Source organism: Geobacillus thermopakistaniensis, from assembly GCF_000498995.1.
Lineage (GTDB): Bacteria > Bacillota > Bacilli > Bacillales > Anoxybacillaceae > Geobacillus > Geobacillus thermoleovorans.
In genome coordinates, this window is record NZ_AYSF01000083.1 from 1,467 (window position 1) to 14,872 (window position 13,406).

Here is a 13,406-nt window from a genome sequence, read left to right on the forward strand (position 1 = left end):
GCGAGTGATAAGATCCGTGGTCGAGAGGGGAACAGCCCAGACCGCCAGCTAAGGCCCCGAAGTGCACGTTCAGTGGAAAAGGATGTGGAGTTGCCGAGACAACCAGGATGTTGGCTTAGAAGCAGCCACCATTTAAAGAGTGCGTAATAGCTCACTGGTCGAGTGACTCTGCGCCGAAAATGTACCGGGGCTAAACGTGCCGCCGAAGCTGCGGGATGACCGTTGGTCATCGGTAGGGGAGCGTTCTAAGGGCAGAGAAGCCAGACCGGAAGGACTGGTGGAGCGCTTAGAAGTGAGAATGCCGGTATGAGTAGCGAAAACAGAGGTGAGAATCCTCTGCGCCGAAAGCCTAAGGGTTCCTGAGGAAGGTTCGTCCACTCAGGGTTAGTCGGGACCTAAGCCGAGGCCGAAAGGCGTAGGTGATGGACAACAGGTTGAGATTCCTGTACCACCTTCTTCCCGTTTGAGCGATGGGGGGACGCAGGAGGATAGGGCGAGCAGGCGGCTGGAAGAGCCTGTCCAAGCCGTGAGGCTGATCCGCAGGCAAATCCGCGGATCATAAGGCNATCCGGAAGTCCCCGATTTCACACTGCCAAGAAAAGCCTCTAGCGAGGGAAGAGGTGCCCGTACCGCAAACCGACACAGGTAGGCGAGGAGAGAATCCTAAGGCGCGCGGGAGAACTCTCGTTAAGGAACTCGGCAAAATGACCCCGTAACTTCGGGAGAAGGGGTGCTCTTTGGGGTGAAGAGCCCTGAAGAGCCGCAGTGAAAAGGCCCAAGCGACTGTTTATCAAAAACACAGGTCTCTGCGAAGCCGAAAGGCGACGTATAGGGGCTGACACCTGCCCGGTGCTGGAAGGTTAAGGGGAGCGCTTAGCGGAAGCGAAGGTGCGAACCGAAGCCCCAGTAAACGGCGGCCGTAACTATAACGGTCCTAAGGTAGCGAAATTCCTTGTCGGGTAAGTTCCGACCCGCACGAAAGGTGTAACGACTTGGGCGCTGTCTCAACGAGAGACCCGGTGAAATTATACTACCTGTGAAGATGCAGGTTACCCGCGACAGGACGGAAAGACCCCGTGGAGCTTTACTGCAGCCTGATATGGAATTTTGGTATCGCTTGTACAGGATAGGTGGGAGCCTGGGAAGCCGGAGCGCCAGCTTCGGTGGAGGCGGCGGTGGGATACCACCCTGGCGGTATTGAAATTCTAACCCGCACCCCTTAGCGGGGTGGGAGACAGTGTCAGGTGGGCAGTTTGACTGGGGCGGTCGCCTCCCAAAAGGTAACGGAGGCGCCCAAAGGTTCCCTCAGAATGGTTGGAAATCATTCGGAGAGTGCAAAGGCACAAGGGAGCTTGACTGCGAGACGGACAGGTCGAGCAGGGACGAAAGTCGGGCTTAGTGATCCGGTGGTTCCGCATGGAAGGGCCATCGCTCAACGGATAAAAGCTACCCCGGGGATAACAGGCTGATCTCCCCCAAGAGTCCACATCGACGGGGAGGTTTGGCACCTCGATGTCGGCTCATCGCATCCTGGGGCTGTAGTCGGTCCCAAGGGTTGGGCTGTTCGCCCATTAAAGCGGTACGCGAGCTGGGTTCAGAACGTCGTGAGACAGTTCGGTCCCTATCCGTCGCGGGCGGAGGAAATTTGAGAGGAGCTGTCCTTAGTACGAGAGGACCGGGATGGACGCACCGCTGGTGTACCAGTTGTCCCGCCAGGGGCACCGCTGGGTAGCTATGTGCGGACGGGATAAGCGCTGAAAGCATCTAAGCGTGAAGCCCCCCTCAAGATGAGATTTCCCACCGCGNTGGGCTGTTCGCCCATTAAAGCGGTACGCGAGCTGGGTTCAGAACGTCGTGAGACAGTTCGGTCCCTATCCGTCGCGGGCGGAGGAAATTTGAGAGGAGCTGTCCTTAGTACGAGAGGACCGGGATGGACGCACCGCTGGTGTACCAGTTGTCCCGCCAGGGGCACCGCTGGGTAGCTATGTGCGGACGGGATAAGCGCTGAAAGCATCTAAGCGTGAAGCCCCCCTCAAGATGAGATTTCCCACCGCGCAAAGCGGGTAAGATCCCTCGAAGATGACGAGGTCGATAGGTCCGAGGTGGAAGAAAAGCGAGCCGAAAAGAGCGGTTCGTCTCGCTCCTTCCGCCGGGCGTCGGCCGCGCGTTGAAACCGGGGGAAAGCATCGAGCTGTAACAGAGGCGCTCTTCCCGCTTTGGGAAGGGCGCTTTATGATGGCCGGCGCGACCGTTGAATCCCCGCCGCCAGGCCCGTTATAATGAAAGTAACAAACGCGTAAAGGGTGAAGAACCGTTGGCGACAAAACACGAGCAAATTTTGGAATACATCCACCGGCTGCCGATCGGCGAGAAAATTTCTGTCCGGCAGATCGCCAAGGAAATGGGCGTAAGCGAAGGGACGGCGTACCGGGCGATCAAGGACGCTGAGAACAAAGGGTATGTGAGCACGATTGAACGCGTCGGCACGATCCGGATTGAGAAGAAACGGAAGGAAAACATTGAGAAGCTTACGTACGCCGAGGTTGTCAACATTGTGGACGGCCAAGTGCTTGGCGGACGTGAAGGGCTGCATAAGACGCTCAACCGTTTTGTCATCGGCGCAATGCAGCTGGAGGCGATGATGCGCTATACGGGCGCAGGGGATTTGCTTATCGTCGGCAACCGGACGAAGGCGCACGAGCTGGCGCTTCAGGCGGGGGCGGCCGTGCTCATCACCGGCGGGTTTGACACGGCCGACCACGTGAAAAAGCTCGCCGATGAGCGGCAGCTGCCGATCATTTCGACGAGCTATGACACGTTTACGGTCGCGACGATGATCAACCGGGCGATTTACGACCAGCTCATCAAAAAAGAAATTGTGTTGGTCGAGGATATTCTCATTCCGCTTGACAAAACAGCGTACTTGCGCGTCCATGATCCGATTGAGCGGTGGTATGCGTTGAACAAAGAGACGCGCCATAGCCGGTTCCCGGTCGTCGATGATGAGCTGAAAGTGCAAGGGGTTGTGACGGCAAAAGACGTGCTGGATGTCGACCGGCAGCTGCCGATCGAAAAGGTGATGACGAAGCAGCCGATTACGGTGAACGGAAAAACGTCAGTGGCGTTTGCTTCTCATATTATGGTATGGGAAGGAATTGAGCTTCTCCCGGTGGTGGATGACTATAACCGGCTGCAAGGGATCATCAGCCGCCAAGACGTGTTAAAAGCGCTGCAAATGGCGCAGCGCCAGCCGCAAGTCGGGGAGACGATCGATGATCTCATCACCGCCCAGTTTCGTGAGTCAGGCGACAAAGAAACGCTGTTTCGCTGCACGATCACGCCGCAGATGACGAACTATTTAGGGACGCTCTCGTACGGCGTGTTTACGACGATCGTCACCGAAGCGGCGGCGCGCATGCTTCGCGCGTACAAACGCGGCGATTTGGTGATGGAAAATATCACGATTTACTTCATCAAGCCGGTGCAAATCGACAGCACGGTCGACGTGCGGGCAAAGCTTTTAGAGCTCGGGCGCAAGTTCGGCAAAGTGGATGTCGAAGTGTATAACGAAGGCGATCTTGTCGGCAAAGCCATGATGATGTGCCAGCTGATCGACCGATAAACGGTAAAGGAAAAAAAGGATGTCCACTTCCTTATGGGAACATCCTTTTCCTTTATCGTTGGCCGGCGCATACGCCAAACGGTATTACCCTTGTTTTGCCGCTTCCTTTGCCTCTTCGACCGCCTGCGGCAGATAGCAGCGGTAGGCGCGGTAGCCGGCCCAAACGCTCCCGAAGCCTAAGGCGATAAAAATGGCGCAGATGATATAGGTCACGGTTGTCTGATACAAAAACAATTGGTTGATCCCGAACAAGGCAACGAACAGTCCAAGCGCCATGCTCGATTTCGCTGAGAGAAAGCGGCGTTCCATCGGACGATGGGAGCGGACGTAGCGGATTTTATAATAGACGTAAAACGAAAAGGAAAATATAATGAAAATAACCAAGGCTGGCATGGTTGGGTCCCTCCGTTGTTCATTTCTTTTTTTTTCATTGTACATAGAAGCAGGGAAAAATGCCAGCGGTTGAATATGACAGGTGACTAAAGGGGAAGAACGAATGAAACCGGTTCATCAACAAATTCTTGATGCGATTCGTGAATTTGACACGATCATCATCCACCGCCACGTTCGCCCGGACCCGGACGCGTACGGGTCGCAAGGCGGGTTGGCGGCGTTGCTTCGGGCGTCGTTTCCGAAAAAAAGGGTGTACGCGGTCGGAACGGACGATCCGTCGCTGTCGTTTTTGCGGAACATGGATGTCATTGATGATTCTGTGTACGCGCAGGCGCTCGTGATCGTCTGCGATACAGCTAATGAGGAGCGGATTTGCGACAGCCGCTATCGGCTCGGGCGAAAGCTCATTAAAATTGACCATCACCCGAACGACACGCCGTATGGCGACATTATGTGGGTCGATACCGCCGCCAGTTCGACAAGCGAGATGATTTATGAGTTTTATTTGGCGGGGAAAGAGGAAGGGTTGACGATGACCGTTGAGGCGGCGCGTCTCATTTACGCCGGCATTGTCGGCGATACGGGCCGCTTTTTGTTTCCGCGCACAAGTGAAAAAACGTTCCGCTACGCTGGGGAGCTCATTTCGTACGGCTTTTCGCTGACGGAATTGTACGACGGATTGTATCGGACGAGCTTGCCGCTCGCCCGCTTAAGCGGTTATGTGTTGTCGAACTTTATGATCGAGGAAGGGGTGGCGGCTGTGAAAATGCCGCGGGCGCTGCTTGAGGAATACGGCGTCACCCCGCTTGAGGCGTCGCAGCTCGTCAGTTTGCTCGGCAATATTGACGGCATTGTCGCCTGGGTGTTTTTCATTGAGGAAGAACGGGAAATCCGCGTTCGCTTCCGTTCCAAAGGGCCGGTCATCAATGTGGTCGCCAAACGCTACGGCGGCGGCGGCCATCCGCTCGCAGCCGGTGCGTCCATTGCTTCTTGGGAGGAAGCGGATCGCGTGATTGAAGACGTAAAAGCGGTCTGTCGGGCTGAGCGGTGACGGAAACGGGTGGTTTTAACATCTTTCCGAAAGAAGTCTCCCACTTCTAAACGAAGTGAAAGTGGGAGGTGAATTTCAGTAAAACCGTGGGGCACACGGGGATCGCTCGGTCAACTTCCCATCATGAGATGGGATTACCCGAGAAGCCCCCACCTCTAAGCGAAGCGTAGGNGATCGCTCGGTCAACTTCCCATCATGAGATGGGATTACCCGAGAAGCCCCCACCTCTAAGCGAAGCGTAGGTGGTGGGAGTATGTCACAAAGTTGTTGTTTCAAATGAAGCGTCATGTTGATAGGAGAAGGCGTCCCGAAGGCTTTCGGGACACCCTCTTTTCCCGCAAGACGCGCTTGTTTGGCACTCCACCGCGGCGGAATGGGGCGGCAAGGCGCGCTCTACGGAAGCGGCGTCAGTTTCACTTCGACGGCCAACAAGGTAAAGATCGTGAGTGTGTGAAGTTCAAGCCGGTATGTCTTCTCGTGGATCGTATACGTTTTGTTTTCAATTGCCCGCTCAATCAGTTCGCGGCTGTTGTACACCGTTTCGATGTCTTTCGTAATCAAATGGGACAAATCTTCTTTGACGCTGTCTTCAATGCGAAACGTCGTATATGAATCAAGTTTATATTGCTCGGCGTTGGCGAGATGGACGGAAACGTCCTGCACGGTCAGCTTTTTTTTCATTTCCTTATTGTAATGAATATAGTCTTCCTGCCAAATGCGAATTTCGTTTTGCAAATCGGCGATCTGTTCGTTGAGCTCATTGACGTGTTGCACTTGTTTTTCCTGCAAGACGCCGAAAATATACAAAAAGCCAAACCAACTGATGAGCGCTCCGATCGCCGCGCCGGCGAAAAAGCGCTGCCATGACGGGTATTGGTAATACGGAGGAATTCTCATGGCGAAATGTGCTCCTGCGTCAGCCACGTGATGATCGCCACTCCGGTCTGTGCTCCGCCCATGGCGGACAAAATGAGCAAAAATTGCCGCACGATGTCTTTCGTTTCCCCTAAAAACAGCCCTCGCTCAACGACGTAAAACGTGTCAAACGTCCCGCCGATGGCGGCGACGACCGCCCAAATGCGCAAATCGCCGGCAAATCGGTACATGGCCGTCAGCGGCTGGCCGCCGCTCAAAAACGCGCCGAGCGCGCCGATGATGGCGCCGCCAAGCAGCACGCCGACGGCGATAAAATAGCTTTGAATAAACGCCGGCAAGAAGGCCGCTTTTTCGTTCATGCGTTTCCCCGCCCTTTCTTTCTCTCTTATCTATGTATATCAATAGGGTGGACGGAGTATGTAGCCGAAAGAAAAGTTTTCGCCCGTCAAGCGCACGGATGAGGGAGGGATGGTCATGATGTTCGTCCACTTGCATGTGTTGAGCGGATACAGTTTGTTTCAAAGTGCAGCGGCGGTGGAGGCGCTTGCAGCGAGGGCGAAACAGCTCGGCTATCAAGCGCTCGCGCTCACGGACCGGAATGTGTTGTATGGCGCTATTCCGTTTTACCGGGAATGCAAGCAGAACGGCATTCGCCCGATTATCGGCGTGACGGCTGATGTCGCTCTTTCTGGGGAGGAAGCGTTCCCGCTCGTGCTGTTGGCCGCCAATGAAGAGGGGTATCGCCATTTGCTTGAAATCAGCACCATGATACAAATGGGGGAAACAAAGCATATGGAGGAAGCCGCTCTTGTACGCTTAAGCGGCGGCATCATCGCCATCACTCCCGGAAGCGAGGGACGCGTCGAGTCGCTTGTGGCCGCCGGCGAATGGGAGCGGGCGAAAGAGGCGCTTGGCCGCTATCATCAGCTGTTTCCAGGACGGCTGTATGTCGCCGTTCAGCGCGGCGAGCAAACGCGAGCCCCATATGAAGCCGGGTTGTTGCAGCTGGCGGAGGAAACCGGCGTCCCGATCGTGGCGACGAACGACGTCCGTTACGTGGAGCGCAGCGATGCCGTGGCGTGGCGTTGCTTGCAGGCCATCGGCCGCGGCGCGTTGCTCGCTGACATTGAGGACGATAACGGCCGCTATTTGGCGGGGCCAGAGGAGATGGCGCGCCGGTTTGCGGACTTGCCGGAGGCGCTCGAGAACAGCCTGGCGATCGCCGATCAATGCGAGCTGCAGATCGAGTTTGGCGGTTGGCGGCTGCCGGCGTATCCCGTTCCGGACGGAGAGACGGCCGACAGTTATTTGCGCCTCTTATCGGAACAAGGGCTCGCCCGACGCGTGCCGTCGGCCGATGAGCGCTACTGGCGTCGGCTTTCGCATGAGCTGGATGTGATTCAGTCGCTTCATTTCAGCGACTATTTTTTGATCGTCGCCGATGTGCTCGCCTACGCCCGCCGGCGCGGCATCTTAACCGGCCCGGGCCGCGGTTCGGCGGCCGGGTCGCTTGTCGCCTACGCATTGTCGATCACCGATGTCGATCCGATCAAGTATGGGCTTTTGTTTGAACGGTTTTTAAATCCGGAGCGGGCGTCGGTGCCGGATATTGACTTGGATTTTCCTGATGGCCGGCGCGAAGAAGTGATTCGCTATGTGGCGGATAAATACGGGCGCGACCGCGTTGCGCAAATCATTACGTTCGGTACGTTCGGCGCCAAAGCGGCGCTGCGCGAGACGGCCAAAGCGCTTGGCGTCCCTGGGCGGGAGGCGGAACAGGTCGCGGCGCTGCTGCCGAGCAAACAAAGTGTGACGCTCCGCCAATGGCATGCCGAGTCCGCCGCTTTTCGGCGCGCGGTGGCAGCGGTTCCGCAAGGGAGAGAGTGGCTGGCTGTTGCGCAAAAACTGGAAGGGCTGCCGCGCCATACGTCGATCCACGCTGCTGGTGTCATCATCAGCCCGGAGCCGCTCGTTCGCTTCGTGCCGCTGCAGCCAAGCCATGGCGAATGGCCGCTGACGCAATACGCGATGGGGGCACTTGAAGCGCTTGGATTGCTGAAAATTGATTTTCTCGGTTTGCGCACGCTCACGTTGATCGAGCAGATCGTGCGTTTGATCGAGCGGCAGACAGGAAAGCCGTTTGACATCCGCACGCTGCCGCTCAATGATGAAAAAACGTACGCGCTGCTTGGCGCTGGAGATACAAACGGCATTTTTCAGCTGGAATCAAGCGGGATGAAGCGCGTGCTCGCCGAGCTGCGGCCGTCGCAATTGGAAGATGTCGTCGCCGTCAATGCCTTGTATCGGCCAGGGCCGATGCAAATGATCCCCGTTTACATCCGGCGCAAGCGCGGGGAAGAGCCGGTGTCCTATGCCCATCCTGATCTTGAGACGATTTTGGCGCCCACATACGGGGTGTTGATCTACCAGGAGCAAATTATGCAAATCGCCGCCCGGCTTGCCGGATTTTCGCTCGGACAAGCGGACGTGCTTCGCCGGGCGGTGGCGAAAAAAGAGAAAGCGCTGCTTGCTGAGCAGCGTCAGGCGTTTGTCGCCGGCTGCGTGGCGAACGGCTATCCGAAAGCAGTCGCCGAGGAACTGTACCGACACATCGTCCGCTTTGCCGATTACGGCTTCAACCGAAGCCACGCGGTCAGCTATGCGATGTTGTCGTATGCGATGGCGTATATGAAAGCTCATTACCCGCTTTGTTTTTATGCGGTCATGCTCACCAATGCTTCCGGCGACCGAGAAAAAGCGGCGGTATACTATTGGGAGGCGACGCGAAAAGGGATCAACGTCCTTTTGCCGTCGGTCAACAAAAGCGGTTTTCGCTCTTCCGTGGAGGGGAGCGCCATTCGCCTTGGGCTCGCGATGGTGAAGCAAGTCGGCTCGGCGGCGAAGCTGATTGTCGAGGAGCGGAAAGCGAACGGACCGTTTGCCGACTTCTTTGATTTCGCTGCTCGCCTGCTGCCAAAAGGGCTCGGGCGCCCGGCGCTCGAGGCGCTCATTTCCGTTGGGGCGTTTGACGAGTTCGGTGCAGATCGGGCTTCGCTTCTTGCCAGCATTGACATTGCGATCGAACATGCGCAATGGGTTCAGGCGCTGCAAGCCGGAGGGCTGTCGTTAAAACCGAAATATGCTGCCGCACATTCGTGGCCTTTGTCCGAACGGCGGCGGCGGGAAGCGGAGTTTCTTGGCTTCGCCGTCACCCCGCATCCGGCGGCGGTGTGCCGCCCGTTGCTGCAAGCGGCGGGGGCGGTGTGTGTTGCCGATGTACAAGGTCCGTCAACTGTAGTCGGGGGAGCGGTCGTCCGCATACGGAAAACGAGAACAAAGCAGGGTGAAGAAATGGCGTTTTTCACCGTCGGCGATGAGAGCGGGGAATTGGAGGCGGTGGCGTTTCCGAACGTTTACCGCCGCGCGGCGGACATATTGAAAGAAGGGCAGTTTGTATTGCTTGCCGGAACGATTGAGGTGCGCGGCGGACGGCGTCAGCTCATCATCCGCCGGGCCGAACGCTTGACGGCGTCGGCGTTGTATATCGACGCCAGCCGCCAAGACAAGGCGCGTCTTGCCGCGCTGAAGCCGCTGTTGGAACGACACCAAGGCCGCACTCCGGTGTATTTGTACGATGAAGCGAAGCGAAAGCTTCTCCGTCTTCCCGAGCGGTATGCGGCCGATCTCACCGCCCCGCTTGTCGATGAACTGCTTTCCTTGTTCAGCTTCGGACGCGTGGTCGTCAAGTAAATCGCTCTTTACTATTTCATTATTTTGTTATATCGTATAACCATTAGGTGGTCAGACCAGTGGATGAAGCGAAGGAGAGGGGTCATTGTATCAAAGAGGAGAACGTGTATGCCGAGACGTTAAAACATATCCACCGCATGATGGCGGAAGACAACCTAGCCCCTGGCGACAAGCTGCCGTCGGAGCGCGAGCTGGCCGAACGGCTCGGCGTCGGGCGTTCATCGGTGCGCGAGGCGTTGCGGGCGCTTGAATTTCTCGGCTTGATTGAAACGCGGCGCGGCGAGGGGAGGTATAGGCGTGAGGTCGGCAGCCACCAGCTGATCGACCTGTTGGCGATGTTTTTGTTGGAAAACGAACGGGCGAAGGCCGATTTGGCGGAAACAAAATGGCTCATCGAGCGCCTGTTGCTTGCGCTTGCGTGTCGGCGCCGGAGCGCGGAGGACGTAGACGAGTTGAAAAAAATCGTTCGTCAAAAACCGATTGATTTCGCGCGGTTTTTCGAGACGGTGGTGGAAGCGGCTGGCAATGTTTTGCTCGCCCGCATTTGGCGGGTGCTGTCGGGGTTTGCCGCTTCATTTGCGCCCGAGCCGCCCCTTGCCGACGCCAGCTATGAACAGCTGCTCGCCGCTTTGGAAAGGCAAGATCCGGCGGAGACTGTCGCCGTCTGGGAGGCGCAACGGCCTTCGCCGTTGTCGAAACGGGCCGGACATCGTTTGACAAACAATGATGTCCATTTTCGATAAAGTAGTAGAGAGGCGAAAACGCAAAGGAGGGGCTCCCTCGTGTGGAAAGACTTGTTTGTGAAAAAGAAAAAGTATGCACCGCTGCCTTCAGAACAAGCGAGGCATGAAGTGCCGGAAGGCGTGATGACGAAATGTCCGCAATGCAAGAAAATTATGTATACAAAAGAGTTGATCAAAAACTTGCGCGTTTGCCTAAGCTGCGGCTACCATCATCCGATGCCGGCGCGTGAACGGATTGCAAGCCTTCTTGATGACGGCAGCTTCCGCGAGTATGACGCCGATATGATCTCGGTCAATCCGCTCGGCTTTCCGGGCTACATCGAAAAACTGGAAGAAGACCGGCGCAAGTCAGGGCTGAACGAGGCGGTCGTCACCGGCGAAGGGGCGCTTGACGGCCATCCGCTCGTCATTGCTGTCATGGATTCATCGTTTCGCATGGGCAGCATGGGCTCGGTCGTCGGCGAAAAAATCACCCGCGCCGTCGAACGGGCGCGCAAACAGCAGATGCCGTTTCTCATTTTCACCGCTTCCGGCGGCGCCCGCATGCAGGAAGGGGTGTTGAGCCTCATGCAAATGGCGAAAACAAGCGCGGCGCTCAAACGGTTCAGCAACGACGGCGGCTTGTTCATCTCCGTCATGACCCACCCGACGACCGGCGGTGTATCGGCGAGTTTCGCCTCGCTTGGGGATTATAACTTTGCCGAGCCGGGGGCGCTCATTGGTTTTGCCGGCCGCCGCGTCATCGAGCAGACGGTGCGCGAAGAGCTGCCGAACGATTTCCAGACGGCGGAGTTTTTGCTGAAGCACGGGCAGCTTGATGCCGTCATTCACCGCCACGAGCTGAAAGAAACGCTTGCGGTCGTCTTGGATCTTCATCAAAAAGGAGGGGAAGAGGGATGGTGGCGGAATTAGAATTCGAAAAGCCGCTTGTCGAGCTGCGCCGCAAAATTCAAGAGTTGAAAGAGTTCATGAAAACGGCGGATGTCGATTTATCGGCGGAAATCGAAAAGCTTGAGGCGCGCCTCGCCAAGCTGGAAAACGAGATTTATGCGAATTTGACGCCGTGGGACCGCGTGCAAATCGCCCGCCACCCGCAGCGGCCGACGACGCTCGATTACATCGAGCGGTTGTTTACGAACTTTCTTGAGTGCCACGGCGACCGCTGCTTTGGCGATGACGAGGCGATCGTCGGCGGCATCGCCAAATACGACGGACTCCCCGTGACGGTCATCGGCCACCAGCGCGGCAAAGATACGAAAGAAAACTTGCGCCGCAACTTTGGCATGCCGCATCCGGAAGGATACCGGAAGGCGCTGCGGCTCATGAAGCAGGCAGAAAAGTTTTCGCGGCCGATCATCTGCTTTATCGACACGAAAGGCGCCTACCCGGGCAAAGCGGCCGAAGAGCGCGGGCAAAGCGAGGCGATCGCCCGCAACTTGTTTGAAATGGCTGGGCTCACGGTGCCTGTCGTCTGCATCGTCATCGGAGAGGGCGGAAGCGGCGGGGCGCTTGCCCTTGGCGTCGGCAATCATATCCATATGCTTGAAAACTCGACGTACTCGGTCATCTCGCCGGAAGGGGCGGCGGCGATTTTGTGGAAAGACGCCTCATTGGCGCAGCGGGCGGCGGAAACGATGAAAATCACCGCTCATGACTTAAAGGCGCTCGGCGTCATCGATGAAATCATTCCGGAAGTCAAAGGCGGCGCTCATCGCAACGCCGACGAGCAGGCAAAAGAAATTGACCGCGTGCTGCGCCGTTCGCTCAAACAGCTGTTGGCGCTTGACGGCGAAGAGCTCGTCCGGCAGCGCTATGAAAAATTTAAACAAATGGGCCAAGTGTCGTTTTTGCCGGAAACGATTCGGGCAAGATAAGGAAAAAGCTGTCTCCGTCGCGGGACAGCTTTGTTCTATCGTGAAAAAATCCACTTTTGTAAGCCGTTTCAGCGATCGCTTCTATATTGTGTTCCGCTGTTGTTCATGGTACATTAGGGATGTTCAAGAAGACGCATGAGGTCGGACGTGTGCAATTCGATGCAAACGAGGTGGAAATGATGAAACGGATTGGTGTGTTGACAAGCGGCGGCGACTCGCCGGGCATGAATGCGGCCATTCGCGCTGTCGTCCGCAAAGCGATTTACCATGGGGTGGAAGTGTACGGAATCTACCACGGGTATGCCGGGTTGATCGCCGGCAATATCAAAAAGCTGGAAGTCGGGGACGTCGGGGACATCATCCATCGCGGCGGCACCATCCTTTATACCGCGCGCTGCCCGGAGTTTAAGACGGAAGAAGGACAGAAAAAGGGGATCGAGCAGCTGAAAAAGCACGGCATTGAAGGGCTGGTCGTCATCGGCGGCGACGGGTCGTATCAAGGGGCGAAAAAATTGACGGAGCACGGCTTCCCGTGCGTCGGCGTGCCCGGGACGATCGACAACGACATTCCAGGCACCGATTTCACGATCGGTTTTGACACCGCGCTCAATACGGTCATTGACGCCATTGACAAAATCCGCGACACGGCGACGTCGCATGAGCGGACGTACGTCGTCGAAGTGATGGGCCGCCATGCCGGCGATATTGCGCTATGGTCGGGGCTTGCCGGAGGGGCGGAGACGATTTTGATTCCGGAAGCGGACTACGACATGGACGACATCATCGCTCGCTTGAAGCGCGGCCATGAACGCGGCAAAAAACACAGCATCATCATCGTCGCCGAGGGAGTCGGCAGCGGCGTCGACTTCGGACGGCAAATTCAAGAGGCGACCGGCTTTGAGACGCGCGTGACGGTGCTTGGCCATGTGCAGCGCGGCGGATCGCCGACGGCGTTTGACCGCGTGTTAGCGAGCCGCCTCGGCGCCCATGCGGTCGAGCTGCTCCTTGAAGGCAAAGGCGGCCGCTGCGTTGGCATTCAAAACAACCAAATCGTGGACCATGACATTGCCGTTTTCGGCGATGTTTTAGATCTGAAA

Annotated in this window: 10 protein-coding genes, 1 rRNA gene and 1 other annotated feature (1 of these 12 only partly in view); of the genes, 8 read left to right on the top strand and 3 right to left on the bottom strand. The window is 56.9% G+C overall.

From position 1 onward, the window contains the following. Both T260_RS124130 and T260_RS124125 read left to right on the top strand, forming a co-directional pair. A 23S ribosomal RNA gene (locus T260_RS124130) occupies positions 1–1,822 on the top strand; it begins 885 nt to the left of the window's first position. Between the two features lie 63 nt (positions 1,823–1,885). Next, positions 1,886–2,131: a sequence feature (23S ribosomal RNA rRNA prediction is too short), on the top strand. 183 nt (positions 2,132–2,314) lie between these two features. Further along, positions 2,315–3,622 carry a CBS domain-containing protein gene (locus tag T260_RS124125; protein WP_011232223.1) on the top strand — a complete coding sequence of 436 codons (1,308 nt, stop codon included), beginning with the start codon at positions 2,315–2,317 and terminating at the stop codon, positions 3,620–3,622. Positions 3,623–3,706: 84 nt separating this feature from the next. Here T260_RS124125 and T260_RS124120 read toward each other — a convergent pair whose 3' ends face one another. Continuing rightward, the gene (locus T260_RS124120) at positions 3,707–4,015 is read right to left on the bottom strand and encodes a YtpI family protein (RefSeq protein ID WP_013144507.1); all 309 of its coding nucleotides are present in this window, start codon (positions 4,013–4,015) and stop codon (positions 3,707–3,709) included. 103 nt (positions 4,016–4,118) lie between these two features. On the opposite strand from T260_RS124120, the gene T260_RS124115 reads away from it, so the two are divergent. Continuing rightward, entirely contained in the window at positions 4,119–5,066 is a 948-nt protein-coding gene (locus T260_RS124115) for a DHH family phosphoesterase (protein ID WP_013524308.1), read from the top strand. Between the two features lie 393 nt (positions 5,067–5,459). Here T260_RS124115 and ytrI read toward each other — a convergent pair whose 3' ends face one another. Both ytrI and ytrH read right to left on the bottom strand, forming a co-directional pair. Further along, positions 5,460–5,963: a sporulation membrane protein YtrI gene (gene ytrI, locus T260_RS124110; protein WP_023634463.1), complete on the bottom strand. Its 504-nt coding sequence runs from the start codon at positions 5,961–5,963 to the stop codon at positions 5,460–5,462. Continuing rightward, complete coding sequence (gene ytrH, locus T260_RS124105) at positions 5,960–6,301, bottom strand: sporulation membrane protein YtrH (protein ID WP_011232219.1); 342 nt, start codon at positions 6,299–6,301, stop codon at positions 5,960–5,962. Before ytrH ends, ytrI begins: the two co-directional genes overlap by 4 nt. 115 nt (positions 6,302–6,416) lie before the next feature. On the opposite strand from ytrH, the gene dnaE reads away from it, so the two are divergent. The 5 genes from dnaE to pfkA all read left to right on the top strand — a co-directional run. Continuing rightward, a complete protein-coding gene (dnaE, locus tag T260_RS124100) occupies positions 6,417–9,692 on the top strand; it encodes a DNA polymerase III subunit alpha (protein ID WP_023634464.1) in 3,276 nt (1,091 codons plus the stop codon). A gap of 59 nt (positions 9,693–9,751) precedes the next feature. Then, positions 9,752–10,435 carry a FadR/GntR family transcriptional regulator gene (locus tag T260_RS124095; protein WP_031213151.1) on the top strand — a complete coding sequence of 228 codons (684 nt, stop codon included), beginning with the start codon at positions 9,752–9,754 and terminating at the stop codon, positions 10,433–10,435. A 39-nt stretch (positions 10,436–10,474) separates the two neighbouring features. After that, positions 10,475–11,347 (top strand): acetyl-CoA carboxylase, carboxyltransferase subunit beta, encoded by an 873-nt coding sequence (gene accD / locus T260_RS124090; protein WP_023634466.1) that lies wholly within the window; start codon positions 10,475–10,477, stop codon positions 11,345–11,347. Further along, positions 11,332–12,309 (top strand): acetyl-CoA carboxylase carboxyl transferase subunit alpha, encoded by a 978-nt coding sequence (gene accA / locus T260_RS124085; RefSeq protein ID WP_011232215.1) that lies wholly within the window; start codon positions 11,332–11,334, stop codon positions 12,307–12,309. Before accD ends, accA begins: the two co-directional genes overlap by 16 nt. A gap of 179 nt (positions 12,310–12,488) precedes the next feature. Continuing rightward, positions 12,489–13,406: 6-phosphofructokinase (pfkA, locus tag T260_RS124080; RefSeq protein ID WP_031213152.1), on the top strand; the 918-nt coding region annotated here is incomplete at its 3' end.